Genomic DNA, 26,125 nt, shown 5'->3' with positions numbered 1-26,125 from the left:
TATTTACAGAATGGTAAGAGGACTGATAGAATTTCCAGGATAAGCATAGAAATAGCAAAGAATCGAAAGTTGTTGGACGGGAAGAGACCTGGAATTAAGCTCTTAGCATTATCCATATTGCTAATCTTACTTGGATCTGTTCTTATAGGTTATTCCTACACTCAGCATCCGATATATTACAGTTATTCGATCGAGGATTATTCAGTCAATGGAAGTTCAAACATTACATTATATAACTTCTACGGAATCCCATCAAACCTTTCCATAATAGCAGGCAATTCCACCACATGGATACGTATTTACATAATTTCAGAATACAGAAATTTTACTGGCGTTACCGTGACCAGCACGAAGTTAATCGAGAATCTCACATTAGATCCAGGGACTAACTTCAATATATTTCTTCCAGCCCAATACAGCAACATCCCTTATGATGTTCAGATTTTGACAAGAAATAATTCGCACACTTCGCTGGTTTATTCAACGAAGATTGCAAAAACCGCATACTCAAATATTTCTATAGAATCAATTGGCATATTAACTCTAATAACCGGAACAATTTTGCTTGCGATTTATTTAACAAAATTTAAAAAGGACTGAAGAATTATGCAAATTCTTCCAAGTCCTCTTCGGTAAGCGTATGTACCTTCTGTTCCACAAGCGGTCCATCCTTGAGAACCTCGTCTAGGTCCTCGTATGTTGGCCTTTCCACCTCATAGAAGACGCCTATCGGTATGTGATCGCCCCATTCAAAAGCGAGCTTATATGCCTGGTCGAAGTTTGTGACATCGTTGTTTTCTAGATGGTAGACTCTGGGCCTGAAGTACTCATAGCTGTTTTCCTTGTTCCATGTAACGCATGGGCTGATGACGTCTATGAAGGAAAACCCCTTGTGCTTGATAGCACGTACCGTTATGTCCTTCAGGTGTTTCACATCTCCTGAGAATGCTCTTGCAACAAATGTCGCTCCAGCATTCAGCGCAAAGGCGATCGGGTTGAACGGAGTCTCTATATTTCCGTCCGGTGTAGTCTTTGTTCTGAGTCCTATAGGTGCTGTAGGCGAGGCCTGCCCGGTCGTCAGACCAAAGACCTGATTATCGGATACCATGTACGTTATATCAACATTCCTCTTTGCAGTATGGTAGAAATGCTGTGTGCCTTCAAAGAATCCATCACCGTCTCCACCGTATGCTATGACTGTCAGCTTTGAGTTTGCCCACTTTACGCCAGCGGCGAACGGCACAAGCCTTCCATGAAGGCCATGGAAGCCGTATGTGTTCAGGAACTCAGGCATGTTGGATGAGCATCCGATACCAGATGCTACAACCACATCCTTAGGATCTATCTTCAGTTCCGCAAGAGCCATCGTTATTGCAGAAAGCTGCGCGAAATTACCACAACCTGGGCACCAATCTGGCGGCACCCTCTTATTCTTATAATCGTTCATGTTCATCTTGATCACTCCCTTATGACCTCCTTCTTCTTGCCAATCCTGACCTCGATCTCGTCAGCAAGCGCATTTGGATAAAACGCCTCGCCGTCGTACTTCGTTATGAGATCTGGCTTGACGAGGAACTGGGCTGATATGTACTTTGAAAGTTGCCCAGAATAGTTGTTTTCAACCGCTATGATCTTCTTCTTGTTCTTGAGGAGAGTACCTATGTCAGGATTCAGCGGAAACACGTTCTTGACCTCTATGGCGCCTATCTTTATGCCCTTTGATCTGAGTATGTCTACGGCCTCCTCTACAGCCCCCTTCGTACTTCCCCACTGTATTATCACGTATTCTGCGTCTTCTATATGGTACGTGGGTGTAGGCTTCATCTCCTCTATGTATGTGTCCATCTTGCGCATCCTCTTCTGCATCATCCTTATCCTGTCCTGTGGATTAGTTACGGCGTCGCTGACGACGTCCCCGTATTCATTGTGTTCATCCGAATCCTCGTTGTGCATGTTTCCAGGCTGTCCGGGAATTGCCCTCGGCGATATGCCCGTTTCAGTTATAAGATACCTCTTGTAATCCTGCTCATTGTCCTTGGCCCTGAGCCCGTGATCTATGGTGAAGTTCAAATCGAAGCTGTCTATGGTATCGTAATGCTCAGCCAGATACAGATCGGACATTATGAAAACAGGTGTCTGGTATTTTTCCGCTATATTCATGGCTTCCCTCGTGAGATAGAAGGCCTCTTCTATGTCGCCTGGAGCAAACACTATTCTCGGGAAATCTCCCTGCGAAGCGCCAAGGACCTGATTTAGGTCTCCCTGCTCCGTCTTGGTGGGCAGACCAGTCGAAGGCCCTGGTCTCTGTGCCTCATATATTACGAGAGGTACCTCGGTCATGCCGGATAAACCCACGGCCTCGGTCATGAGGGCGAAGCCTCCTCCTGAGGAACCTGTCATGGCACGGACACCAGCATAGTTTGCGCCTATAACCGTGTTTATAGCAGATATCTCATCCTCAGGTATTTTGACAAAAACACCATACTTTTTGGCGTGCTGTGCAAGGAAGTGAAGGGCTGAAGATGCAGGCGTCATAGGATAAGCAACATACATCTTCAGTCCGCCGGCTACGGCACCCAATGCAACAGCCATACCACCGGAGATCATGTACTTCTTCTTTCCGAATTTGAATTTCTTACCAAGCGGTTTGTAATTCGCCAGGAAATAATCGTAGCCTTCCTTTGCCGCCTTAACGTTCAGTTCAGCTATATCTCCCTTCTTGCCGAACTGATCCCTTATCACATCCGCGAAGATGTTGAAATCTATTCCTGATGCCGCTATCGCCGCGCCAAGACCAACAGTATTCTTCAGCAGCGTATTCTTACTGTACTTCGCCGCTATATCGGCGAGGGGCATTGGACAGTAGTTGGTATCTCTCTTCGTGTAACCCTTGATCGAGTTATCGAATATTGCGATTCCGTCCTTTCCCAGAGGAGAAGCACCACCCTCATTTATATCTGGATTTGTATGCCTCTCAACACCATCCTGGTTCAGTGCCACAAGTATGTCAAGACCGTCCCCCTGATTCTTCACCTTAACGTCAGAAGCACGGACCTGATACCAAGATTCACCACCCCTTATTATATCCTGATAGTAATTGTAGGATGTGGCATAAAGCCCACTTCTTGCAAAAGTTCTCACCAAGATCTCACCAGCCGACTGCACACCATCACCGGCTGCACCGGCTACTCTGATAATGACCTCATTTTGCCTCATGATTGTCATCTATTGTTATCACCGAATGATATTAATATGTTTTTTCTCTTTTCTAAACTAATTGATATATAGCATCGGTAAGATACCAATTTTGATCATTGTAGATATTTGTCATGCCATTGAACATATAGAAAACATTTGATCATCACTTGTGTAAATGAGGCAATCAAAAATTTATATGTTCAAACGATAGTCACTCATGAGGACAGAAAGAGACGTTATAGGGGAAGTGCAACTGCCTGATGATGTTTTCTATGGCATAAACACAGCAAGAGCCAGAGAAAATTTCAGAATCACGGGTCTCACCGCAGATTCTGACCACATTGTTTCAATAGCGCAGGTCAAAAAGGCTGCTGCTCTTGCCAACGCTGATGGTGGATCTCTCGACAGAGAGAAGGCTGATTACATATCAAAGGCATGCGATGAAATAATCAACGGGAAATACCACGATCAGTTCGTGATCGACGTGTATCAGGCCGGAGCCGGAACTTCTTACAACATGAATGCCAATGAGGTCATAGCCAATGTGGCGCTCACGCTGATGGGCAAGAACAAGGGTGACTACTCCGTGATACACCCAAACGACCATGTCAACATGAGCCAGTCAACCAATGATGTTTACCCCACCATGATGCGCCTGACCGTTTCCAAAAAGGTCAAGAAGTTGAAGAACGCGCTGAACGAGCTCATAGAGAGTCTGGAGAACAAGAGCAAGGAGTTCAGAGGCATAGCAAAGCCCGGAAGAACACATCTGCAGGACGCTGCTCCTGTGACACTTGGATTGGAATTCGGAGCCTACGCTTACGCAATGAAGAAGGATCGTGATGAGATAATAGACGCATCTGACTACATAATGGAGCTCAACATAGGCGGTACAGCAGTTGGAACAGGCATCAATACGGCAAAGAATTACCAAGAAAACGTTGTGAAGCACATCAATGAGATCACAAAGGAGAACTTTAGGAAGAGTTCCAATCTGCTTGGAATAATGCAGTTCATGACAGATTTTTCCAGGGTTATGAACTCCGTAACAAACCTTGCCCTGGATGTTGAAAAGATCGCCAACGATATCAGGCTTCTATACTCCGGGCCAGGCACAGGCATCCACGAGATCATAATTCCAGCTGTACAGCAGGGATCTTCGATAATGCCTGGAAAGATCAACCCGTCAATAGCGGAGGCTATGAACATGATATGCCATTCAGTGATCGGATCGCAGCAGGCTGTCAATATGAGCGTACAGGCAGGCCAGCTTGAGCTCAACGTGATGATGCCCAACATAGATTACGAGCTTACAAGATCCATAGACATCATGACCAACGGACTTAAGATGTTCAAGGAGAAGCTCATAGATGGGATCAAGGCAAACGTTCCGGTATGCAGAGAGCATCTGGCAAACAGCTTTGGATCCGCTGCGCTGCTGAACCCGTATCTAGGCTACGATAATGTGGCCAAGATCGTCAGGGAGGCTGTTGAGACTGGAAAGTCAATAAAGAGCCTTGTGCTAGCCACCGGAAAGCTCACGGAAGAACAGTATATGAAGATAATGGACAGTGGCGTACCGAAAGATTAAACCAATATTTTCATATCTTTTCATTTCTGATCAATTGTTCAACGATGATCCTTTTCGCTATTGTAAAATAAAGATAAATGACGTAATGAGTTGAAAAATTAGAAAATAATCATATGCCTATCCATGGGTTCTTCCTGTAGGCTTTAGATATGATCATGGTTTCGAAGTTCTTCACGCCGCTCATCTTTGAGATCTGACTCTCAAAATTTTCAATAGCCTCAAGATTCAGGAACAGCGTTTCCGCTATCAACTGATTCTTTCCTCTCCTCCTATAAAGGCTCAGCACGTTTATGTTATCAGTTATGGAATTCGCAACATCATCCATCTTATTTGGATCTACGTCTATTATTATGTAGGCCTTTATACTGTTCTCCACTGCCTGAAGATCGACCAGAGCCGAGAATCCTATTATTATCTTTTTCCTGACCAGCTCATTTATCCTCCTTCTCACCGTTGCTTCACTGGTATTGAGGGCCTTGGCTATCTCCGCATTTGAGATCCTTGCGTTGTACCTGAGAAAGCATATTATCTGCTTGTCTAGTTCATCAACAGGCAGAAGTGATGGATCGATCCTGGACCAGCGGATGGCCACGTCGCAGCTGTAGCCCTCCAGATATTGATCTGATATGTCTTTCTTTTCCATATTTAGTTATTTATTTTAAATATATAAATTCTGAGTTTAAGATTCTGTTATTAAATAACGGATGCAATAATATTTTTTTATAAAAGGATTATTTTCTATCAACAAATATGCGATAACAACCGTAATTTAGTTTTTGCGATGGTCAATTACGACACTTGACGTATCATCAAATGGTTATCGATTTCAGATTCCCCAGAAAATCACACTAATATACGAGATAAAAATGCACATCAAATGAAGATTTACTACGAGAGCTATGGTTGCACGCTAAATCAAGGAGAAACTGGGCTCTACGTCAATAAATTGCTGAATGAGGGATCAACACTGGTGAAAAGACCTGAGGAAGCCGATGTCTCAATAATAGGCACCTGCGCAGTCATACAGAAGACCGAAGAACATATGATGCGTCGGATAGAGGAACTGAGCAGATACGGAAGGGTCCAGGTGATAGGATGCCTGTCCGCGATAAAGGGAAGGGAACTCTCAGGAGGAGTCATCGAGTCCATTGACAGGGATCGGTTTCAGCAATTCCAGGAGTACCTCGATGATACCTCGATAATAGATGCTGAAATCATGTCTGGCATACCAATAAATCAAGGCTGCACAGGCAGATGCAACTTCTGCATATCGCATATCGCCAGGGGGAAGCTTGTTTCAAGAAGACCAGAAAAAATTGTGAATCAGGCCAGAATGATCATAGAGTCTGGAAAGAAGGAGATAAGAATAAGCTCTCTCGATACAGCAGCCTATGGAAAGGACATCGGTATCAGGTTGCCATCACTAATAGAGATGCTTTCCAAAATACCTGGGGATTTCATGATCAGGGTAGGCATGATGGAACCCAAGAATACCTCAGAAATAATCGAGGATCTCGTGAATGCTTACGATCATCCCAAGGTGTTCAAATTTCTTCACATACCGGTTCAGAGCGGAGACGATCATGTACTTCAGGCCATGAACAGGGAATACACCGTTAAAGATTTTCTTGAGATAGTAAACTCGTTCAGGAGGCGTTTTTCTGATCTTACCATATCGACCGATGTCATCATAGGGTATCACGCCGAGACGGATGAGAGCTTTGACCTGACCTACGATCTCATAGGTAAGGTAAAGCCTGATATAGTCAATGTCACAAGGTTCTCACCAAGGGAGCTGACGGCGGATTTCGAACGCAGACCAAAACCGACAAATGTGTTGAAGGATCAGGATCGAAAGATAGCGGAACTGCACAGGCAGCTGATTCAGGAGAAGTTTTCTGCAATGATCGGAAGGGAGGAGAGGATACTGATAACTGAGGATGGGAAGCCAGGAACCATGATCGGGAGGGATGTGGCATACAGGCCAGTTATTGTATCAGCCAGTGCCAGAAAATACACATGGCATCTTGTTCGCATAACCGGCTTCGAAAACACTTCACTGATCGGCAGGATCGTCGACTGAAACTATCTCGTCAAGCACGTATCTGTTCGTTGATTTGAGAAAAGCCATCCCGAATTCGGCTGGCGTCAATATGGGTACGGAAAATTTCTCCTGATCGTCGATTGGTACTCTTGGGCATCCTGTGTAAACGATGAGATTGCAACCCATATTCTGCATGTCCATATCGCTGATATTGTCCGTATAGGCCAGAATCGCCTCCATACCCAGGCCCTTTGCATCCTGCATCAGTTTCCTGGCAAGCCGCTCTCTGCGCTGTCCTATCCTTGTGTCAACGATAAAGCATATCTTTCTGGCATCCATGGCACGGTATATTTGTGCATAGCGCCTTCTTATAAAGGCGTCAGCCTCCTTCTCCATAGGCTTTAACGACATCTCGTTCAGATCAAATAAAAACACGGGCTTGTCTGTGGATATCTGCGATCCCAGCGCATGGAATATACCGGTGGAAACTATCAGAAATGCGTCCACCTCATTCTCAATGGAGTGAACTGAGCTGAAGTTGCATCCAAGAACTTGACCGTCGTAGGCCATTCTTCTATCTGATTTTCCTATAAGGACGGTGAACGACCTCTCCTCAAGTATGCTCTTAACGCGTTGAGCAGCAAAACGATACTGTATTGAATAGATGAGTCCTATCTTAGAATATTTTTCAATGGGTTTCGTATCAAATTCCCTTATCTCAACATCCCTGTAATGTTCAATGAATATTACTGGCTTCGGATACTTAATGTTCCGCATTACCGAATGCCCGATCTGAACTATCGCATCTACCCTATCATAGAGATACGAAGGGCCGATATCGCATGCACCATACACGGGGGACGAAGACACTATAACATCGTATCTCTGGGAAAGATAATTGAAATAGTCAAATACATAGGGCTTCAAGCCGTCGGGCAGCTGCAGGAGTATTCTCTTTGATCCAAGCTCTTTCAGCCTGGCATCGGCCTCTTCCACATCGCGAATGACAAATTCTGGCATTTTCTGTTCCACAGCCAATTGATGCACCTGATCGAGGATGCATTGCCCTCCAGTATTTTATCTCTTCCTTTCGGGAAAATAACCCTAAATTACATCTCGCCGAATGAAATATCAAATGAACATCTGTGGCAGTCCAATCAGAACTGCGAATAAGGCGGCGAGGTTTATGGGAACGAGGAATGGCATCCTGTATGACATAATTGCCTGGTCGCCTGAACCGATTACTCTGTACTTTTGCCTGTTTCTTGAATACTCTGCTTCGTCGTATGCGAGATGAATACCTCTGAATTTTAGACCTATAATCGCAGCATGGACATAGAATGCTGCTATAGCCAGAACGGAGAATATTGAAAGGTATATCAGAAAGCTGATCGCAAAAACTGATGCACCAAATAACGGCCTGCTAATATACTGGAAAGCCAGTATATACGAGACCTCGGCCTTCACATCTCCGATGCCAAAGAGAGTCTCTCTGTAACCCAGCAGTGTCAGAACAACAGCTATTATCGTTCCTATGCTCATGGCCCCCAATATCATGGCCATTACAAATGCGGTGATTGGCAAGATAAAATATAGATAGGAATCAGTGCGTATGAATGTGGCAACCATAAGGATTATAGTGAACGCAACAAGATAATAGTCGTGTATATAGGCGTAGTAAAGCGTAGCAATTGCAAACATGGGAAGAAATGTGAAAGAATTAACGCTCCTCTTCTTCATGTCTGATATTGACGAGTAGACAGCTGTAATGGCAAAAACAGCAAACGAAGTCATCAATAGAGAGTAGCTAAATAACATTTGATCCATTGAAGATCTCGTAATTTATTAAATATTTTCACGATAGGAAATGAAGAGTCAGATCTGCGGTTCTTCTGGCACCTGTTTTTTCCTTAGAATCAGTCCGATCACTGCTATTATTATTCCAACTATTATGAGAACTATGCCTATCAGCATCACAACGGATATGTATGAGTAGCTCAAAGGTATGTAGCTGTAGGTTATGGTCGGAGCAGAGCTGTTGAATGCAATTATATAATATGATCCTGCTGCTGTGAGATCGTAAGCCCACACATGCTCAGAGGATACTGATGTGGTGGTCAGCGGGCTTATGGATCTGGACGCTACATTGGATGCATTGAGGCCAGTAAGGTTAGCCGATGACACGAGGTATACCGATGAAAATGTGCTGTCCACCGTCAGAAGAGATGGTGCGGATATGTTGATCTCATGGCCGTACATACCAGCTGAAATCTGTTCTATAGCGGTACCCGTTACCGTGTAATGCCCAACAAGGTAATCCCCGCCAGCCGCCATTGCGATACCGACTATGAATATGATAAGACCTATCAGTACGATCTTCTTCCTCATTATGGTAAGAGAACAGAATCGCCTTATTAAAATGTTTTTGATAAAAATTTAATAAAATAATTCATTTGGGATCGGCTGGAGCAGCCTCTTTCCTTATAGATATAGAAGCTTTCTTCATCTGTCCCAGTGTGTTGTTTTCGAACAGCGTGTCTATCTGCTCCACGGAAAGCCCCTTGGTCTCTGGCATTATGTAGTAAAACAGTATCAGAGCTATAAGGGACAGGATTCCGAAGACAAACTCCACGTTCTTTATCGTTATGGCAGAATCCATAACAGGGAAGAGTTCAACGATGGCAAAATTGGCTATCCAGTCTATGAATGCACCCAGGGATGCGTAAAGGCCCCTCATGCTCGTTGGGAAGTATTCTCCCTGTATCATCCAGCCTGTTCCTCCAACACCGAATGCAAAGAATATGATGAACCCGGCAAATGCTATGAACAGGCCTATGTCGAGCTTTAGGTATAACAGCAAGCCACCAAGTATTCCAAAGAACGTCATGCCTGCGTAGCCCATCAGAGCCAGCTTCCTCCTACCGACAGAATCGATATACCTGAAACCTATGTATGTGGCCGCGACGTTTATTATGGCAAGTATGGCAGAAGCCGCTACCGAATAGTATATGCTGTAGACGAGCGACGTCGATTTTCCCACTATGTGCAGGTTCTGGAGAACAACCGGACCGTAATAGAATGGTATGTTTATTCCTGTTATCTGCTGGAACACGAAGAACAGGCCAACTATCAGCAGAGCCCTCTTCACACCAGGAGTTATACCATGCGGCTGTGTAAGTTTAACAGACTTCAGCTCTTCTTCATTCATTGATATTCCAAGTTTTTTGAGCGATGTGGCTGCTTCTCGATATTTTCCCTTGACCAGGAGCCATCTGGGGGACTCTGGCATCATAAACCTGAATGCAAGGCCGATGGCTGCCGGTATGGCGGCAACCCCCAGCATTATCCTCCAGCCAAACTTGAACGCCAGACCTGGAGCAAAGAAGAGGGTAGCCATCCCAACAAGATAAGCCCCGAGAATTCCGATCGTTATCATCCACTGCTGCAATATTCCCAAGGTTCCTCTTTTAGCCTTCGGCGCATATTCAGCTATGTAAGCAGTTGCTATCCCAGAGTCTGCACCCACTGCTATACCTATCAGAGTTCTTGAGAGCAGAAGCATGACTAGATCGACGGTGAAGGCCGAAAGCAGTGCTCCAGCCGCATATATGGCTGCATCCGCTATAAGCAGATACTTTCTTCCATATCTGTCAGTAAGGCCTGCAGCAACAAGTGCACCAACGCCAGCTCCTAGAGATGCTCCCGCAACCAAGTAACCCTCTACAAATCCGGATATCCCTGGGTATATCCTCTCTATGAACGGTAAAGCAGATCCGATATTTGCGGTATCATATCCGAAAAGGAATCCGCCTATGGTAGCGAGTATCGTCAGAAGCCAGTAGAATCTGGTGACCTTGCTCATATCGAGTCTTTCGATCAGTTCTGAATATCTGACTGAAGATTCCATGCTATAAAATCCGCATAATACTTAATAATTTTCCTACATTAAATTGCAGAACGTTTAAAATATATATATTTTCATAGATCATTATAAATACCTAGATGACCCAATATATAAAGAATGGATGAATACCAGCAAAATTAATATAGATCAACATGGATGGAAATAAGAAGAACCAATGTAATATTCTAATATCAAATAATAATTGATAAAGATACCAAATATATATAATAATGCAATTTGGAAAATATTTTTCAAAGATGCCCTAATAACCATGTATGTCTGGAAAGCTTGAGGGAAAGATTGCGCTCATAACTGGCGCAAGCAAGGGTCTTGGAAGGGCTATTGCAGAGAAATTTTCCGAAGAAGGGGCCAAAGTAGCCATAAATTACAACAGCGATGAAAGAAGCGCCCTTGAGGTGAAAAAGAAAACCGGTGGGGAAATATTCAAGGCAGACGTATCTGACCGTGAACAGGTTCACAGGATGGCAATGGAGATCCACAGCAAGTTGGGAAAGATAGACATACTAGTCAACAACTCAGGGATATGGTATCTAATGCCCTTTGACCAGTATGACGACTCCAAGGTCAGGCGTATGATAGATGTGAACCTCATGGGGCAGATATACACAACTCTCGAATTCCTCCAGGATCTGAAGGAGAAAAAGGGAAAGATAATAAATATAGCATCAAACGCTGGAATAGGAACCGCTGCCAGAAACACAACATTCTATTCCATAACCAAAGCCGGTGTCATCATGCTCACCAAGAGGCTGGCCTTTGACCTCTCAGAATATGGAATAAGGGTAAACGCAATAGCGCCGGGCTGGATCGAGACCGATCTCACCATAGGCGGAAAGAGCCAAGATGAGATCAGGAAGCTTGAAGATGATTTCAGATCCAGAACAACGCTGAAAATGATCGGCAGGCCAGAGTACGTTGGTAACGTAGCGCTTTTCCTTGCCTCGGACGATTCAGAATACATGAACGGACAGGTCATCGTGATCGACGGAGGCAGGATCGATAACCTGACCCACAGCGTATAAACTTATTTTTTATTATTTCACATTTTTAAAATAAGTTCAGTTCAGAGAGGTCATAATTTTAAGGGTCATAGTGGCATGCTATCTTTTTACGTTATCATTAAATAAAATAATTATAATCAAAAGGTTTAAGTGTCATAGGGCAATTTTAAGCCCATATGGATATTGTATTGGTTGGTTGCAGGGGTTTCGGGAAGGAGCACCTAAGGATCTATTCAAAGCTCGGCTACGATGTGGCAATAGTGGAGAGAGATCCGGAAGAAGCCAGAAGATGCATGGAACAGTTCAGAATATCTAAGGTATACGAAAACTATGAAGATGCTCTGCGATCAAATGCAGATATTATAGATCTTGTAGTACCTGATGGCCTGCATTACGAAATGGGTACACTTGCGATCAGAGCAAAGAAGAATCTGCTTGTTGAGAAACCCATAACACCTGACATAGATTCTGGCATAAGCCTGATACAGCAGGCAAATGAGTCTAAATTGAAGTTCATGGTTGCCGAACAGTTCTACTTCGATCCATCAGTTGCGGAGGCCATCCGCAGGATAAAGAACGGGGAGATAGGGACACCGCACACAGTCATAGTGAGGCATCAGTCCTACAGAAAGCTGGAGGGTTGGAGAAACGAAAAGGGGATGGTAGGCCGGGGCATACTGATCGATGAAGGCACGCACTATATCGATACACTGCTTAATTTTGGCGGGAATTTCAGATCTCTTCGATCGTTCGTGCACAGAACGTGGGATTATGTGGGTGAAGATACGGCTGAGGCGGTGTTCAATTTTGAAAACGGTATGCACGGCATATTCTTCTATTCATGGAATTATCCAGAGTATCCGCTGATACCTGAATTTGAAATTATTGGTGATAATGGAAGCATCTATGAAGATGTCGGAACGAAGCCACTGGAACCGTGGACACAGAGGAAGAGAAAGACGGCCTATGGAGATATAATAGTCAACGGGAAGCATATTCCCGTCGAAACTTATGACGTGATAGAAAAGGAGATCGGAGGCTTTCTTGAATCGGTGGAGAAGGACGAACCTGTACCCATGCCTCCGGAGATAGCGCTAAGAGACATAATAACGATCGACAGGATTTACAAGGCCTCATCAGACTGATATGGTGCCCGCCTCGACCATGTACCTAATCAGAGCGCCCTCATCGATCCTTACCCCTATGCCAGCATCATGATACGGTTCTATGATCCCATTCTTCATCTTGAATGGGTTTAGAACGATGTCTTTGCCAAAGTACTTTTCGTTGGGTGATGTATCTCCAGGATAATCAACCATCTCCAGGGATGCAAAGGCTATGTTGAATGCCCTGCCTATGCCCGTCTCAAGCATTCCACCAACCCAGACATGACCTCCATTCTCTCTAGCTATCTCTGCGACCTTCAGCGATTCTGAGAACCCCCCAATGCGTCCTGGTTTGATATTTATAACGTCAGCAGCTCCTATATCGAAGGCCTTCAGCGCCTTATCCGCAGAGGTTATAGATTCGTCAAGACATATGGGTGTTGAGATCTCCTTTTTCAGCTTGGAATGATATATCAGATCATCACCGGGAAATGGTTGTTCGATATATTCAAGATCGTACCTGTCCAGATCCTTTAACCTCGGTATATCGGCCGCACCGTAATCTCCGTTCGCATCCACGCTCAATGGTATATCAGGAAACGAATCGCGTATCTCTTTGACTATGTTTTCCCTTCCCCTTGCGATCTTCACCTTTATCCTCTTGTATCCCAGCGATAGGGCCTTCTCTATCTGATCCTCCATATCTTCAATCTTCGCCATGCCTATGGATATTCCAACGTTGGCATAGCCTCTGCTCTTTCCCAGATATCTGTAAAGGGGCTGATTGCTAGCCTTGCTGTGATAATCCCAGAGCAGCATCTCCAGTGCGGCCTTTGCCATATTGTGTCCCTTTATCCCCTTCACCCTCTCCATAAATGTGGCTGGATCAGGTAGGTCTGCGATATATTTTGCCGCAAGATCCCTTATCACATGCATGGCAGTGGTGTTATCTTCATATCCATAGTCTGGTATCACCGATGTGACTGATTCGGAATATGCATCTATGCCTTCGTGCGAAATCCTGAAAAGCAGTGCCTCCCTGTATTCCTCTGTTCCAAAACTCGTTGTGAATGGCCTTAGAAATGGGATTCTAACCCTGTAGAAATTGATCTGCATGATCATCTAATTCCAAGGCCGCTATTTAATTATTCCTCGCATGATTTCTCAGCATGAGCCACCCAATCCCTAACCATTCTATAAAGCACTTCTTAAAAAGAAGAAGATAAGAGGTATATATTCAGCCAATACAAAACAGCTAAATGCTTGCATTTCATTGATATTATGATCTATTATGCCATTAGAGCAGGCGGTCATCAACAGGCCGGTTAAAGCGACTCTTTACCGGAAGATCGATGACATGGTTGAGTGCACAGCCTGCAGCAGATACTGTAAACTGAAAGAAGGCAAAACCGGCTTTTGCGGCGTCAGAAAGAATATCGATGGAGACCTATATCTCCTCGTATACGGGATTCCTGCCGCCATAAATGTGGATCCAATCGAAAAGAAGCCCGTCCTTCACATGTTCCCTGGATCAATGATATATTCGCTCAGCACTGTTGGATGCAGTTTTGCATGTCAGTACTGCCAGAACTATGACATAAGCCAGAGAAGGACGATAACAGGCTATCATTATGAACCGCAGCAGATAGTGGAGGAAGCCATAAGCATGGGCTGCCGCGGCATAGCCTACACATACAATGAGCCTAGCATTTTTATGGAATACGCCCATGACATCGGTGTCATAGCCAGGAGAAAAGGCCTGATAAACATATTCGTGACTAACGGCTTCGAAACGCCTGAAGCAGTAGATTATGCCAGAGATTTCCTAGATGCCGCTACTGTGGATTTCAAGGGAAACGCCAGCGATGCGTTCTACAGGAAATACATATCCGTGCCCTCAGCAGAACCCATATTCAGAACCATAGAAAACCTGAAAGCTGCAGGAATTCACGTGGAGATAACAGACCTTGTCGTGCCGGAAGTTGGTGACAACCTAGATGATGCACGATTAATGCTCAAGAGGATAATGGATATAATTGGAGAATATGTACCCATAAGTTTTCTGAGGTTTCATCCAGACTATATGATGATGAATCTGCCAGAAACCCCGGTTGAAACCCTGAAGAAGCATCGCGATCTTGCCGTGTCTATGGGTTTCAAATACGTATATATAGGAAATGTACCGGGATACTACGAGAACACGTACTGCCCAAACTGCGGCAATCTTCTCATAGAGCGCTTTATCTTCTCATCAAAGGTTGTAGGCCTGGACAAAAATGGAAGGTGCAAAAAATGCGGCTTTGATCCGCATATACCACTGAACAGCGATAGGACATCCGACTACATTTTCTGAGAAATATAGCTTATATCGCGATACATTTTGTGCGGATGGATATTGCTCATAAATTGGGCTTCCTCTGATCAGAATCCTCGGATATTCTCTTCCGCATAGACATCTTTGCCCTCCATGCATATTTCGTATAGGCCAGGGCCGATGATGCTATCTATGAAAATACAGATAACCGAAAAATACGGAAATCCAGTATTTTGATCGATGTATGAGATTTTTCAATATTACTGCTTGTCCCAGGCATCGAGCTCCCTTTTTAGAGCCCTTGCCTTCTCTATTATTCTCTTTAGATCGAAAGGCGTTATCTGTTGATCCGCATCGGATAATGCCCTGTCCGGATCGTTATGAACCTCTATCTCCAGCATGTCCGCGCCAGCGGCCACTGAAGCGAGCGCCATGGATTCGACAAAATCACGTCTTCCCGAGGCGTGGCTGGGATCTGCGCATATTGGCAGATGCGTCTCTGACTTTGCGTAGATTATGCTTCCAACGTTCATTGTGAAGCGCGTCGAATTCTCTATGCCTCTGACCCCTCTGTAGCAGAGAACTACATTTCCATTTCCTCCAGACAGTATGTATTCCGCGGTTTCCAACCATTCCTTTGCTGTGTTTCCCATACCATTCTTGAGAAGCACCGGCTTCTTCTGCTTCCCAAGGAATCTGAGTAGATCGAAATTCTGCGCGTTTCTGGATCCGACCTGCAGCATATCCACTCCATCGAAGTACCTGTAGTATGCGGGATTCATTATCTCTGTTACAATGGGGAGTCCAGTTTCCTCCTTTGCTTCAACCAGATATTTTATTCCGTCTTCGCCCAGGCCCTGAAACGAATACGGCGAAGTTCTCGGCTTGAAGGCGCCACCCCTGATCATATCTGCACCCGCTGCCTTGACAGATCTGGCTATATCCAGAATCATCTCCTCGTTTTCCACCGAGCAGGGCCCGGCGGCTATCTTCAGGCCCTCGCCTATCCTGACACCGGAGACGTCTATTATGCTCTTCTTCCTGAATTTTCGAGAGTAAAGCCTGTCCTTTTCCTCATCGCCGCCGTCCGACATGAAGACATAATTATCGTAGAGCTTTATCATATGGTATTCCGATCCTCTCTTTTCCAGATCCTCCTGAATCGTTCTTTTATCGTTTTCGTCCTTTGCAATTACTATCATGAAATCACCTCAAGAATTTCCTCTATGGTCTCCCTTGCGACGCCTGCATAGGGATTCAGCTTTATGGTATCCATCAGTACCTCCTGATTCTCTCCATCGACTATGGATGCGAGGCTCTTCATAAGGTCGAAGGATCGCGTTCTGTATTTTGCATCCGTCCGCTTCGCTATCATCGACATAAGATATGGAATTATCATGTCATTTACCATCATTCGATCGTGTTCTTCGGCACTCATGGATACTATTTCGTAGCCTCTGAACATTTCCTCTATTATCTCTTTATATTTTACGTTTGATATATCGTTTATGAAAACGATGGTCCGGTGCATCCCATCCCTGTAGCTGGACGGCCCAAACAGGGGATGTATGCTCACTATGGATCCGGCGAATCTCTTGAATGCGGATTTGACGGAAGATACCTCCACATAGGTATGCCCTCCCTTCTCTATGTAATCGATGGCCGGCCTTATTGGAACACATAGAAATGCCAGATCGGCGTCATCATCGATCTCTACGCCGTTATTCTGCAATATGTCAGAGATCACTCTGCCGATCCTGCCCTCCCTGCCTATGATCGCTGCTTTCAAAGCCTCACCCTCAGAATATTGTTTTTATTACGTATATCCAGCGCATCCGGGAATATGGTCATACTTTTATCAGTCAGCCGAACCGGAAAGCCTGAACCTATATCGATCAGCATGCCGCATGCCGAATCTCCATCAACGAAATGGCCACCGCTTACAGAGCATCCCTTAATGAAGCTCTCAGGAACGTTCTTACTGTGAACTTCAAGACCCGGCCTGCAGATGAAGAGGCCTAGAATGAACATCAGACTGTCGCGGGTACCGGACAGCTGTATAGGATCGTCGAGCTTTATCCCGCCCACCTGCTCCACGATCGTTGCCTCAAATATCAGGTTCAGAAGGGGGTTGTCCGTCTTAAGCTCCTGCCTGACGAGCGCCTCCCTCACCGGATCCCTTATCTGCATTCCATGATCGCCCTTTATTTCGGCAATATGCCTTGCAAGCTCCATGCGCTCATTCATGAGAAGAACTAGCTGCCTTGTATTTTCCAGCACTTTAGCCCTGAGATCCTCAAGGTCTATAAAGTGAACCACCAGACTTCATAATGCGTGTATATGTCTATCATTCTTAAATTTTCTCTTGATAAATGAAAAATTGTCAGAATATATAGTATAGATATAGTAAACTTATAAACATATTAATATATCTAATATTTCAATCATTTATTTTTTAGCTGCTCAATCGCGTCGGCCATGATCTTTACGTTCATCAAAGCCGGTGTTCCGGCCATTATAGCTGATATATATGATGCCTCGATCATCTCTTCTTCACTGCACCCTGCCTCCAGGCACTTTGCGGTATGATAAGGTATGCACCACTCACACTGTAGCGCCAAAGAAAGCGATAGAGCGATCAGTTCCTTTGCCTTAACATCAAGAGAACCATTCCCAAGAGTAGATTCCATAAAGGACAGAAACTTATCCGTGATCTCAGGTTTCAACTTCTTGCTAAGTTTGAACACTTCGTTTATCTCACCTAATTTTTCCGATGCATCCATATAATCAATATCAGATTGTAATACTTCAAGCTTGATCAATGTGCAGAATGTGCACTTATCGGAAGAATAATATACAGAATGCCCAATATCACGTACCGGATATCTTCACGCAGTAAAAGCGTCTTCTGGTATCTGAAAGGCATATCTGGATATCTATGAGGTTTGCCTCTTTGAGTACCCTAACTGCGTACATCACGGATCGCCTTGAAAGGCCTGTGGCCTCCATTATATGTGCCACATCCGATATCTTTTGATCCTTCAGGTAGGAAAAAACCAACCTGACCGAAAGTGGGAATTCCCTGACGTCCACGTTTTGATACACAGATGACAACTGCCATCTGATATAAAAATATTTCTTGCAGCAAAACGTGAATATCCGGTATGAGATTGCAATATTATATACATAAGGAATCATGAACAAAAATAGTCAACTCAATAAAAATACAGTAAAAAACATATGATTCCTTATGCTCTCAATTATATGATTGAGATAGATGGAAAATCGCTGAGCATTGAGGACGTATATGCCGTGGCCGTTGAGGGCGACAGACTGAGCATAAATGACGAGACCCTCAAATCCATCGAAGAAAAACACAGATCCTTTATCCAGCTCATAAATTCTGATAGAACTGTATATGGGGTCAATACAGGATTCGGCAGTTTATTGAATGTGCGCATCCAGAGGGATCAGGAGATCGAACTTCAGAAAAATCTCATAAGAAGCCATTCATCCGGGGTCGGCCAGTATCTTGATCTGAAGTACGTAAGGGCCATAATGGTTGTCAGGCTGAACAGCCTCGCTGTGGGATACTCAGCGGTATCACCTGATCTTCTAAAGATGATCATGGATATGCTGAACAAGGACGTTATACCAGCCGTGCCTAAGTACGGATCGGTTGGCGCAAGCGGAGATCTTGCCCCGCTGGCGCATATAGGCTTGGCAATGATGGGAGAGGGCAAGGCATTCTATGAGGGGCGGCTGATGGACTCGTCAAAGGCTCTGGAAAAGGCCGGCCTGAAACCATATGAATTCAAAGAAAAGGAGGGCGTAGCCTTGATTAACGGCACGTCCTTCATGGCAGGCATATTGAGCATAGCCCTGATGGATGCGCATGATACGCTGGAGAACGCCTTAAGATCTGCGCTCCTCTCCTTCGAGGCTCTGAATGGGACATCCAAAGCATTCACTCCATGGATACTGGGAGCAAGACCGCACTTAGGCCAGGTTGCAATTGGAAACAGGTTCAGGGAATACCTCAAGGGCAGTGAGATTGTAGAGAGATCGGACAGGACAAAGGTTCAGGACGCCTACACACTGAGGTGCATACCCCAGGTGTACGGGTCTGTCGCGGATGTGCTGGATTTTGCGGAGAACATACTTTCGGTGGAGATAAACTCCGCAACGGATAATCCCCTGTTCAACGGGGACGAGGTTGTTTCTGGTGGAAACTTCCATGGAGAGCCGGTTGCCCTCATAGCCGATTTCCTGTCTATAGCGCTGACGGATCTGGGAAACATGATCGAGAGACGCCTAGCCAGGCTTGTGGACACAAATCTAAGCGGGCTGCCTCCATTTTTGACGAAGAACAGCGGACTGAATTCTGGATACATGATACCGCAGTATACGGCTGCCGCGCTCTGCAACAGAAACAAGGTACTGTCCTATCCCTCATCCGCCGACACAATACCGACCTCCGCCAACCAGGAGGATCATGTGAGCATGGGTGCAAATGGTTCGCTCAAGCTTCTCGAAATACTAGATAATGTTCGTTACATCATCGCCATAGAATATCTTCTTGGATCTCAGGCGCTAGAATTCACAGACAAAAGGATGTCACCCTCAACAAGGAAAATTTACGATAAGATCAGGGAAAAAATAAAGCCTCTTGATGCTGACAGGCCGGCTTCGTTCGATATAGAGGAAATAAAAAGGATGATGGAAAAGGGCGAGTTCATATCTGTGCTGCAGTGACGTTCAGAACGTCAGAAATTCATAGTCCTTTTCCGCAAGATCCTTTATGATTGGACCTACCATATCGATCTTCAGATTCTGCACCCTCTGCAGATCGTTTGCTATGTTGAAGTTATTTGCCACGACCTGGCAGGCTACAGGTTTATCGCCCATGCTTGCAAAGTCATCGAGCAGCTTCATCACGTCCTTATCGCCCTCCGCCACCATCCTTTCCACTGGGCCGAACAGTATGAGCCTGACGTCCCCGAACAGCTTGTTTTTCCTTGCCACGTTGGCGAACGTCAGCGCTGTCAGCACTTTTTCCTTCTCGTTTTTTCCGGAAGATACTATGACCGCTATATTCTTCATAATATAATTATTATCAATTGGTATATAACCTTAATCAATGATCATTCAAAGGGATTCCTCCACAGAAACGTATCCTATATTTGCTATCCTCTCAGGCCTCAGAGAACCGAATGCATAGCCAAAGATCGCGGCGAAGGCCACATATGCCAGGCCAATGAAGACCGCAGTAGTGATGGGGTTTCCCTGGGCGATGGATGCAACTGCAGAATAATATATTACGATTCCACCGATCAATATCGAAATTACAGGCAGGAGAATGTGGGTAATGGGATTCATCTTCTTGCCATTCTTACGCACGTATATGGGCAGAGAGGCGTTCACAAGTATGTGCGTGAAGAGCAGTGCAAATATGTTTATAGAAAACAGTATAAGTGCACCTTCAAATGGGCCGTACGCAAGCGAAGGTATGATGGCCACAATTATTCCGCCGACTTCAAGCATCAATACCGCGATATAGGGAGAGCTGTACCTTGGATGTATCTTTGTGACGGACTTCGGAAGAACACCGTCTCTGCCAAGAGAATATATGACACGTGAAACAGATGACATCAGCGACACATTTGAACTCAGATAGCTGTTCACCGTGAGTATTATCAGGATGATCCCGGCTGCAATTCCTCCATATTTCTCAAATATTATGATTCCCGGATCGCTCAGCCCAGAAAATGAAGCCATGTTCGAGACCCCGTATCCAACAGTTAGGGCGTACGCTGGTACGAGCAGAGCAATGAGAAGCACGATCATGGAGATCCATATTGACCTCTTTATGGTCTTTAGAGAACCTCTTGTTTCTTCGGCCAGTGTTATCACCGTTCCAGACCCTGCAAAAAGCGGAATCGAGAATATCATCGCGAAAAACAGGAGGGAGAAGTTGCCGTCTAAGGGTTTCAGCGTGAATACCTCTATCGTGTTGGCAGACCCGGCCTTCACAGCGATTATTATACCCATGAGAACCAGAAAGCCAATTTCAATGGAAGCGCTGAACATTGAATAATTCAGTGAAGGCCTAAGCCCCCTGTAACCTAGATAGAAGGTGAAAAATGCAACTATAGCGACAAACAGTATCCAGATGTACGCAATGTGTGTCAGATCCGGCGAAACGTAATAAAGAAAGGTGGCGAAGCCCAGAAGACCGAATGCAGCAAGGGAGAAAAATTGGAACATGACGTACCACATGGCCGTTATGAAGCCTGCCCTAGGCCCTATGGATTTTGCCACGTATCCATAGTATCCAGATGCGCCGCCGGTAAATCTTGAGAACTGATAATTTGCATTCAGGAAGAGAAAATAAACTGCCCATGCAAACAGAACGGCTAAGGGGGTGCTTCCAAGTGCAAAACCAGCTGTGATTATCAGCAGTATAGCCACATCAGCGGCTGGAGCAACGTACGATACGCCCTGGAATATTGCCTGAGCCAGACCTATCTGATTTGGTTTCAGTCTCTCGGATGGCATAACAATTGATCCAATTAAATATATTTAATTTTACCTATTGTCATTAAAATTATTATATTTGATTATTTTTCTAAATACTCCGAAAAAGAATAAATAAAAACATACGATCAATATGTATGGAAACGAAAGCGAGAGAGATACACGCACCAACTGGTAAAAAATTGAATACAAAGGGATGGGGGCAGGAGGCCGCTCTCCGCCTGCTCATGAACAATCTGGATCCCATGGTTGCCAAGGATCCGGCCAATCTGATCGTTTATGGTGGAAAGGGGAAGGCCGCCAGAAACTGGGAGGCCTTTGACAAGATCGTCAATGAACTGAAACGGCTGGAAAACGACGAGACCCTCCTAATCCAGTCAGGAAAGCCCGTCGGCGTGTTCAAGACAACCAAGGATTCACCCAGAGTGCTGATAGTGAACGCGCAGATAGTTCCAAGATGGGCCACCGATGACGTGTTCTGGGATCTGGAGGCACGCGGTCTCACAATGTTTGGCCAGATGACCGCAGGATCCTGGATATACATAGGCACGCAGGGCGTACTCCAAGGGACATATGAGACCTTGTCTGCCCTTGCAAGAAAGGAATTCCACAGGGACGACCTGTCCGGTAAGTGGGTGCTGACCTCAGGGCTTGGCGAGATGGGCGGCGCTCAGCCGCTGGCCATAACCATGAACAACGCTTCTGGAATAATCGTAGAGGTTGATGAGGAAAAGATCAGGAGGAGGCTAAGGGATAAGTATCTAGATACGTGGACTGACAAGCTGGATGAGGCCCTGAAGATCAAGGACGAGAGCCTTGCCCAGGGAAAACCGACATCTATCGGACTGCTCGGAAATGCAGCAACCGTATACGACGAACTGATGAAACGCGGCATCGTCCCAGACGTTGTTTCCGATCAGACCGCAGCTCATGACCTCAACCTTGGCTACATTCCTGAAGGATACACCGTTGAAACTGCGGCAAAATTCAGGGAGGAGGACAAGGAATCCTATATAAAGAAGGTGTACGCCTCAATAGTAAAGGAGGCAAAGGCCATACTCTGGTTCCAGAAAAACGGATCGAAGACCTTTGATTATGGAAATAATTTCAGAACCAGAGCCCAGGAGGGGGGAATGAAGGAGGCCTTCGAAATACCTGGATATGTGCCGGCCTACATAAGGGATCTGTTCGCTATAGGATCCGGCCCGTTCAGATGGGTTGCTCTTTCAGGCGATCCGCAGGACATATACAGGATCGATGACGCCATAATAAAGAATTTCCAGAAGGATCAGCATCTGGTCAGGTGGATAAAGCTGGCCAAAGAACGCGTGCATTTTCAGGGACTGCCAGCAAGGATATGCTACGCAAGCTACGGTGAGAGGGAGGAGATCGGCCTCATGATCAACGACATGGTGAGATCCGGAGAGCTGCAGGCTCCCGTCGCAATTGGCAGGGATCACCATGATACTGGATCGGTTGCATCACCCTACAGGGAAACTGAGAAGATGAAAGACGGAAGCGACGCCATAGCTGACTGGCCCATCCTCAATGCTCTTCTTAATGCAATTTCCGGTGCCACGTGGGTCAGCGTGCATCATGGTGGCGGTACTGGCATCGGAAATGCCATCCATGCAGGCTTTGTGATAGTGGCTGACGGAACGAAGGATGCCGAAGAAAGGATGAAGCGCGTCCTGAACGCTGATCCAGGCATAGGCGTTATAAGGCATGCGGACGCAGGATACGAATCGTCCATAGACATAATAAAGAAGGGCCCCAAGTTCAGGTATCCGTATATAGATTGAACATGAGAGCGCTGACAAACCTCTCCCAGATAGCGACGGGAGAGGGCACAACATTTCTATCAGGCGAGGAACAGGGCAGAATCCGTATTTACGAGGATCATTCCATATTGATAAGAAACGGCAGGATAGAGGCTATAACGAAAAACGTACCTCCAGGCACGGAGATCATCGACTGTGGTGGTGGCATAGCAGTACCGGGATTCGTCGATCCACATACGCATATTGTCTTTGCCGGCAACAGAACTGACGAATTCTACATGCGCATCGGAGGCAGGAGCTATCTCGATATACTCAGATCCGGCAACGGGATTTACCGCACGATAAGGGATACTTCCTCAGCTAATGCTGAGAGGATAGCCACGGAAACGATTGCACGGATCAGATCGGCCTTGAGGAGAGGGACAACAACCATGGAGGTAAAGACCGGATACGGGCTTGATCCGAAGAATGAGGAAAAGATGATCTCATCCATCGAACTGCTGCAGAAAAGGGTGAAAGTAAATCTGATACCGACCTATCTGGCACATGTGATACCTGAAGGCATGGATGAGATGAGGTATGCGGATCAGATCCTGGATACTGTTAAGAAAAACAGAAATAGAATCTCATTCGTTGACGTCTTCTGCGATGCCGGAGCCTTCAGCGCCAGGTCCTCCAGATATTTTCTAGAGTCATGCATCCACGAAGGCATACCTGCAAGGATGCACGCAAACGAAATAGAAAATATTGGATGCGTTAAGAATACCGATGGACTGAACATAGTCTCCTACGATCATATGATACATTACGACGATGAGGATCTCGATATTGTGAGGCGGAACGGATCTTCCATCACGCTTCTTCCCTTAACCGTGTTTTCCATGAATGAACGATACCCGGACGCAAGGAAGATAATCGATCGCGGGATACCCGTTTCTCTTGCAACCGACATATCTCCGCTGAACATGAATGATGACATGATCTTCGCTATGCATCTCTCAGTAAGATTCAATCATCTGACTCCGGAGGAGGCACTGAACGCAGCCACAATAAATCCTGCAGTATCGCTCGGACTTGGCGGGCGCAAGGGCACCATTGAACCCGGCAAGGATGCGGATATTGCCGTGATCAATGCCGGCAGCTACAGGGAGATACCGTATCTCTACGGCCTTGACATAGTATCAGGTACGATCGTGGGAGGAAACATCGTCTACGGTATGACCGAGACAAGCGAGGCATAGCCCACGACCTCAGAATAATCGCCTGTCACGTCTCCTGAGTTTGAATGGTTCATGAACACCATATGCCCGCCCCTACTCTTCGTATAGGACATGAGTATGGCTATAGCACCGTAGCCGCAAGCGGTTACATCTTCCGATCGAAGCACAGAATAGAATTTGTCCAGATCAAGCGCAAGTATGGCCGAGATCAGGTCCATATCCTTCTTCTCAACCCTTCTGGCCTCTTCGTAATGCGTGAAATCTGAGCTGGCTATGAGTATGAAAGGATCTTCAAGCTTCAGCAGTGCCTCGCTTATATCTTTGACGACCTCGATCTCCTGATCACCGAGTATGATGGGCACGAACGTGAAACTGTCCCCGAACAAAAACTGCAGAAATGGTATCTGCACCTCCACAGAATGCTCCATGGCATGCGATTCCTCGTCCTTGACAATATAGTTTGAGTTTCTGTAAATCGCCTCTGCCATCTTTTCGTTTATCACAGCATCCCCCAGCGGCGTGGACCATCTTCCCGATGGATAGATGGATGCATAGGGCGTTACCGGCCTGTGGTTGGGACCTATTATAACGAAGTTCCTGACATCAGATCTCTCCAGAGACCTGTAGGAAAACATAGCGGTGCGTCCTGAGTATATTATTCCCGCATGAGGCACAACCGCACCTATTACATTGCCAGCTATATGCTGTTCTGGTACAGAAAATGAAGAGAGCAGGGAATAGAGTTCATCCTTCCTTTCAGGATAGAAGTAACCGGCAACAGCCGGCTGTCTCCTCATCGTCTTTCAATCACCCCTTCAGGATCCTTTTCACCGAACACAGTGGCCTGGAACTTGCTGATCTTCACCTTCCTGTATTTCCAGCACCCTTCCCAGAGCCCTGCCTTCTCGCATAGAGCCTCCAGAAATTCCTCTGGGTTCATTCTATACTCCGTAGCCACCTGAGGCAGCAGCAAACCGCTGGCGCCATTGTAGACCGCTATCAGGCCATCCCTGCCTATATGTACAGCCTTCGGCCGATCCTCAGGGTTGACTGTTATCTCAACCGGCTGCGTGAGTATGGATACCTCAAAAGTTACATGCTTTAACTCCTCTGGTTTCATCGGTTCAAAGCGTGGATCTTCAGTTGCCGCATATATGCTGCTTCTGATTATGCCTTCTCCGAGGTTATAGTAGGGTTCTGGGAAACCTATACAGCCTCTAAGCATGTTATCAGGGTAAGTGTTGATCGTGGTGAACACACCATGCTTCTCCTGAAATATTGGGTCACCAGGAGGATCTGGGAGCTTCTCATCCCTAAGATAAGATGAAGCGGCGGATCTTGCAAGCTTCACCGCCTTGGTCCCTATATCAAGGTCTATATCAACTTCAGCCATGGACATAGTAAGATC

Annotated in this window: 26 protein-coding genes; 9 read left to right on the top strand and 17 right to left on the bottom strand. The window is 45.7% G+C overall.

What is annotated here, in order from left to right:
* The coding region (locus tag Q0C15_RS02870; protein ID WP_297215890.1) for a hypothetical protein at positions 1 to 600 on the top strand (600 nt) is incomplete at its 5' end.
* Positions 601 to 604: 4 nt separating this feature from the next.
* Here Q0C15_RS02870 and Q0C15_RS02865 read toward each other — a convergent pair.
* Together Q0C15_RS02865 and Q0C15_RS02860 are read right to left on the bottom strand one after the other, a co-directional pair.
* Positions 605 to 1,453: a thiamine pyrophosphate-dependent enzyme gene (locus tag Q0C15_RS02865; RefSeq protein ID WP_297215887.1), complete on the bottom strand. Its 849-nt coding sequence runs from the start codon at positions 1,451 to 1,453 to the stop codon at positions 605 to 607.
* 5 nt (positions 1,454 to 1,458) lie between these two features.
* Positions 1,459 to 3,225, bottom strand: a complete 1,767-nt coding sequence (locus Q0C15_RS02860) for a 2-oxoacid:acceptor oxidoreductase subunit alpha (RefSeq protein WP_297215884.1) — start codon at positions 3,223 to 3,225, stop codon at positions 1,459 to 1,461.
* Between the two features lie 190 nt (positions 3,226 to 3,415).
* On the opposite strand from Q0C15_RS02860, the gene Q0C15_RS02855 reads away from it, so the two are divergent.
* Complete coding sequence (locus tag Q0C15_RS02855) at positions 3,416 to 4,789, top strand: aspartate ammonia-lyase (protein ID WP_297215881.1); 1,374 nt, start codon at positions 3,416 to 3,418, stop codon at positions 4,787 to 4,789.
* A 109-nt stretch (positions 4,790 to 4,898) separates the two neighbouring features.
* Here Q0C15_RS02855 and Q0C15_RS02850 read toward each other — a convergent pair whose 3' ends face one another.
* On the bottom strand, positions 4,899 to 5,432 hold the full coding sequence (locus Q0C15_RS02850) for an Lrp/AsnC family transcriptional regulator (protein ID WP_010900686.1): 534 nt from the start codon (positions 5,430 to 5,432) through the stop codon (positions 4,899 to 4,901).
* Positions 5,433 to 5,666: 234 nt separating this feature from the next.
* Here Q0C15_RS02850 and Q0C15_RS02845 point away from each other — a divergent pair, with 234 nt between their 5' ends.
* Positions 5,667 to 6,872 carry a tRNA (N(6)-L-threonylcarbamoyladenosine(37)-C(2))-methylthiotransferase gene (locus Q0C15_RS02845; protein ID WP_297215877.1) on the top strand — a complete coding sequence of 402 codons (1,206 nt, stop codon included), beginning with the start codon at positions 5,667 to 5,669 and terminating at the stop codon, positions 6,870 to 6,872.
* Here the strand turns inward: Q0C15_RS02845 and dph2 are convergent.
* From dph2 to Q0C15_RS02825, 4 genes are all read right to left on the bottom strand, one after another.
* Positions 6,846 to 7,865, bottom strand: coding sequence for a diphthamide biosynthesis enzyme Dph2 (dph2, locus tag Q0C15_RS02840; RefSeq protein ID WP_297215899.1), 1,020 nt, complete (start codon positions 7,863 to 7,865; stop codon positions 6,846 to 6,848). The genes Q0C15_RS02845 and dph2 overlap by 27 nt on opposite strands.
* Positions 7,866 to 7,964: 99 nt before the next feature.
* A complete protein-coding gene (locus tag Q0C15_RS02835) occupies positions 7,965 to 8,651 on the bottom strand; it encodes a hypothetical protein (RefSeq protein ID WP_297215874.1) in 687 nt (228 codons plus the stop codon).
* 57 nt (positions 8,652 to 8,708) lie between these two features.
* Complete coding sequence (locus Q0C15_RS02830) at positions 8,709 to 9,221, bottom strand: hypothetical protein (protein ID WP_297215871.1); 513 nt, start codon at positions 9,219 to 9,221, stop codon at positions 8,709 to 8,711.
* 61 nt (positions 9,222 to 9,282) lie between these two features.
* Entirely contained in the window at positions 9,283 to 10,740 is a 1,458-nt protein-coding gene (locus Q0C15_RS02825; protein ID WP_297215868.1) for a sugar porter family MFS transporter, read from the bottom strand.
* 272 nt (positions 10,741 to 11,012) lie between these two features.
* Here Q0C15_RS02825 and Q0C15_RS02820 point away from each other — a divergent pair, with 272 nt between their 5' ends.
* Both Q0C15_RS02820 and Q0C15_RS02815 read left to right on the top strand, forming a co-directional pair.
* Entirely contained in the window at positions 11,013 to 11,780 is a 768-nt protein-coding gene (locus Q0C15_RS02820) for an SDR family oxidoreductase (RefSeq protein ID WP_297215866.1), read from the top strand.
* Positions 11,781 to 11,935: 155 nt separating this feature from the next.
* Entirely contained in the window at positions 11,936 to 12,904 is a 969-nt protein-coding gene (locus Q0C15_RS02815) for a Gfo/Idh/MocA family oxidoreductase (RefSeq protein WP_297215863.1), read from the top strand.
* Here the strand turns inward: Q0C15_RS02815 and menC are convergent.
* Positions 12,896 to 13,981 (bottom strand): o-succinylbenzoate synthase, encoded by a 1,086-nt coding sequence (gene menC / locus Q0C15_RS02810; protein ID WP_297215860.1) that lies wholly within the window; start codon positions 13,979 to 13,981, stop codon positions 12,896 to 12,898. The two genes, Q0C15_RS02815 and menC, sit on opposite strands and share 9 nt — an antisense overlap.
* A gap of 175 nt (positions 13,982 to 14,156) precedes the next feature.
* On the opposite strand from menC, the gene amrS reads away from it, so the two are divergent.
* Positions 14,157 to 15,218, top strand: coding sequence for an AmmeMemoRadiSam system radical SAM enzyme (gene amrS / locus Q0C15_RS02805; protein WP_297215857.1), 1,062 nt, complete (start codon positions 14,157 to 14,159; stop codon positions 15,216 to 15,218).
* Between the two features lie 221 nt (positions 15,219 to 15,439).
* Here amrS and aroF read toward each other — a convergent pair whose 3' ends face one another.
* The 5 genes from aroF to Q0C15_RS02780 all read right to left on the bottom strand — a co-directional run bounded on the left by aroF (position 15,440) and on the right by Q0C15_RS02780 (position 18,284).
* Positions 15,440 to 16,381, bottom strand: a complete 942-nt coding sequence (gene aroF, locus Q0C15_RS02800) for a 3-deoxy-7-phosphoheptulonate synthase (protein WP_297215854.1) — start codon at positions 16,379 to 16,381, stop codon at positions 15,440 to 15,442.
* Positions 16,378 to 16,968 (bottom strand): prephenate dehydrogenase/arogenate dehydrogenase family protein, encoded by a 591-nt coding sequence (locus Q0C15_RS02795; protein WP_110640251.1) that lies wholly within the window; start codon positions 16,966 to 16,968, stop codon positions 16,378 to 16,380. Before Q0C15_RS02795 ends, aroF begins: the two co-directional genes overlap by 4 nt.
* Complete coding sequence (locus tag Q0C15_RS02790) at positions 16,965 to 17,498, bottom strand: chorismate mutase (RefSeq protein WP_297215851.1); 534 nt, start codon at positions 17,496 to 17,498, stop codon at positions 16,965 to 16,967. The genes Q0C15_RS02795 and Q0C15_RS02790 overlap by 4 nt, the downstream gene beginning before the upstream one ends.
* Positions 17,499 to 17,623: 125 nt before the next feature.
* The gene (locus Q0C15_RS02785) at positions 17,624 to 17,962 is read right to left on the bottom strand and encodes a carboxymuconolactone decarboxylase family protein (RefSeq protein WP_297215849.1); all 339 of its coding nucleotides are present in this window, start codon (positions 17,960 to 17,962) and stop codon (positions 17,624 to 17,626) included.
* An 88-nt stretch (positions 17,963 to 18,050) separates the two neighbouring features.
* Positions 18,051 to 18,284, bottom strand: a complete 234-nt coding sequence (locus tag Q0C15_RS02780; protein ID WP_297215847.1) for a helix-turn-helix domain-containing protein — start codon at positions 18,282 to 18,284, stop codon at positions 18,051 to 18,053.
* 159 nt (positions 18,285 to 18,443) lie between these two features.
* Here Q0C15_RS02780 and hutH point away from each other — a divergent pair, with 159 nt between their 5' ends.
* On the top strand, positions 18,444 to 19,934 hold the full coding sequence (hutH, locus tag Q0C15_RS02775) for a histidine ammonia-lyase (RefSeq protein ID WP_297215844.1): 1,491 nt from the start codon (positions 18,444 to 18,446) through the stop codon (positions 19,932 to 19,934).
* A 3-nt stretch (positions 19,935 to 19,937) separates the two neighbouring features.
* Here the strand turns inward: hutH and Q0C15_RS02770 are convergent, their stop codons facing one another.
* A complete protein-coding gene (locus Q0C15_RS02770; RefSeq protein WP_297215841.1) occupies positions 19,938 to 20,282 on the bottom strand; it encodes a hypothetical protein in 345 nt (114 codons plus the stop codon).
* Positions 20,283 to 20,327: 45 nt separating this feature from the next.
* Positions 20,328 to 21,737: an APC family permease gene (locus Q0C15_RS02765; RefSeq protein WP_297215838.1), complete on the bottom strand. Its 1,410-nt coding sequence runs from the start codon at positions 21,735 to 21,737 to the stop codon at positions 20,328 to 20,330.
* Positions 21,738 to 21,853: 116 nt separating this feature from the next.
* Between Q0C15_RS02765 and hutU the strand changes: the two genes are divergently transcribed.
* Entirely contained in the window at positions 21,854 to 23,518 is a 1,665-nt protein-coding gene (hutU, locus tag Q0C15_RS02760; RefSeq protein WP_297215835.1) for a urocanate hydratase, read from the top strand.
* Positions 23,519 to 23,520: 2 nt separating this feature from the next.
* Positions 23,521 to 24,738 carry an imidazolonepropionase gene (gene hutI / locus Q0C15_RS02755; RefSeq protein WP_297215832.1) on the top strand — a complete coding sequence of 406 codons (1,218 nt, stop codon included), beginning with the start codon at positions 23,521 to 23,523 and terminating at the stop codon, positions 24,736 to 24,738.
* Here hutI and Q0C15_RS02750 read toward each other — a convergent pair.
* Both Q0C15_RS02750 and Q0C15_RS02745 read right to left on the bottom strand, forming a co-directional pair.
* Entirely contained in the window at positions 24,708 to 25,514 is an 807-nt protein-coding gene (locus Q0C15_RS02750; RefSeq protein WP_297215828.1) for an MEMO1 family protein, read from the bottom strand. The two genes, hutI and Q0C15_RS02750, sit on opposite strands and share 31 nt — an antisense overlap.
* A complete protein-coding gene (locus Q0C15_RS02745; RefSeq protein WP_297215824.1) occupies positions 25,511 to 26,116 on the bottom strand; it encodes a TIGR00296 family protein in 606 nt (201 codons plus the stop codon). Before Q0C15_RS02745 ends, Q0C15_RS02750 begins: the two co-directional genes overlap by 4 nt.
* Between the last annotated feature and the right edge of the window lie 9 nt (positions 26,117 to 26,125).

Origin of the sequence: Thermoplasma sp. (genome assembly GCF_023256435.1) — an archaeon.
Classification (GTDB): Archaea; Thermoplasmatota; Thermoplasmata; order Thermoplasmatales; family Thermoplasmataceae; genus Thermoplasma.
The sequence above is the reverse complement of the archived record's forward strand: the minus strand, read 5'-3'. Positions and strand labels throughout refer to the sequence as shown.

Excerpts from the sequence above, each read along its gene's own strand:
- Q0C15_RS02865 (WP_297215887.1), bottom strand. The coding sequence starts at position 1,453 with ATGAACATGAACGATTATAAGAATAAGAGGGTGCCGCCAGATTGGTGC.
- Q0C15_RS02860 (WP_297215884.1), bottom strand. The coding sequence starts at position 3,225 with ATGACAATCATGAGGCAAAATGAGGTCATTATCAGAGTAGCCGGTGCA.
- Q0C15_RS02855 (WP_297215881.1), top strand. The coding sequence starts at position 3,416 with ATGAGGACAGAAAGAGACGTTATAGGGGAAGTGCAACTGCCTGATGAT.
- Q0C15_RS02850 (WP_010900686.1), bottom strand. The coding sequence starts at position 5,432 with ATGGAAAAGAAAGACATATCAGATCAATATCTGGAGGGCTACAGCTGC.
- Q0C15_RS02845 (WP_297215877.1), top strand. The coding sequence starts at position 5,667 with ATGAAGATTTACTACGAGAGCTATGGTTGCACGCTAAATCAAGGAGAA.
- Q0C15_RS02835 (WP_297215874.1), bottom strand. The coding sequence starts at position 8,651 with ATGTTATTTAGCTACTCTCTATTGATGACTTCGTTTGCTGTTTTTGCC.
- Q0C15_RS02830 (WP_297215871.1), bottom strand. The coding sequence starts at position 9,221 with ATGAGGAAGAAGATCGTACTGATAGGTCTTATCATATTCATAGTCGGT.
- Q0C15_RS02825 (WP_297215868.1), bottom strand. The coding sequence starts at position 10,740 with ATGGAATCTTCAGTCAGATATTCAGAACTGATCGAAAGACTCGATATG.
- Q0C15_RS02820 (WP_297215866.1), top strand. The coding sequence starts at position 11,013 with ATGTCTGGAAAGCTTGAGGGAAAGATTGCGCTCATAACTGGCGCAAGC.
- Q0C15_RS02815 (WP_297215863.1), top strand. The coding sequence starts at position 11,936 with ATGGATATTGTATTGGTTGGTTGCAGGGGTTTCGGGAAGGAGCACCTA.
- menC (WP_297215860.1), bottom strand. The coding sequence starts at position 13,981 with ATGCAGATCAATTTCTACAGGGTTAGAATCCCATTTCTAAGGCCATTC.
- amrS (WP_297215857.1), top strand. The coding sequence starts at position 14,157 with ATGCCATTAGAGCAGGCGGTCATCAACAGGCCGGTTAAAGCGACTCTT.
- aroF (WP_297215854.1), bottom strand. The coding sequence starts at position 16,381 with ATGATAGTAATTGCAAAGGACGAAAACGATAAAAGAACGATTCAGGAG.
- Q0C15_RS02785 (WP_297215849.1), bottom strand. The coding sequence starts at position 17,962 with ATGGATGCATCGGAAAAATTAGGTGAGATAAACGAAGTGTTCAAACTT.
- hutH (WP_297215844.1), top strand. The coding sequence starts at position 18,444 with ATGATTGAGATAGATGGAAAATCGCTGAGCATTGAGGACGTATATGCC.
- Q0C15_RS02770 (WP_297215841.1), bottom strand. The coding sequence starts at position 20,282 with ATGAAGAATATAGCGGTCATAGTATCTTCCGGAAAAAACGAGAAGGAA.
- Q0C15_RS02765 (WP_297215838.1), bottom strand. The coding sequence starts at position 21,737 with ATGCCATCCGAGAGACTGAAACCAAATCAGATAGGTCTGGCTCAGGCA.
- hutU (WP_297215835.1), top strand. The coding sequence starts at position 21,854 with ATGGAAACGAAAGCGAGAGAGATACACGCACCAACTGGTAAAAAATTG.
- hutI (WP_297215832.1), top strand. The coding sequence starts at position 23,521 with ATGAGAGCGCTGACAAACCTCTCCCAGATAGCGACGGGAGAGGGCACA.
- Q0C15_RS02750 (WP_297215828.1), bottom strand. The coding sequence starts at position 25,514 with ATGAGGAGACAGCCGGCTGTTGCCGGTTACTTCTATCCTGAAAGGAAG.
- Q0C15_RS02745 (WP_297215824.1), bottom strand. The coding sequence starts at position 26,116 with ATGTCCATGGCTGAAGTTGATATAGACCTTGATATAGGGACCAAGGCG.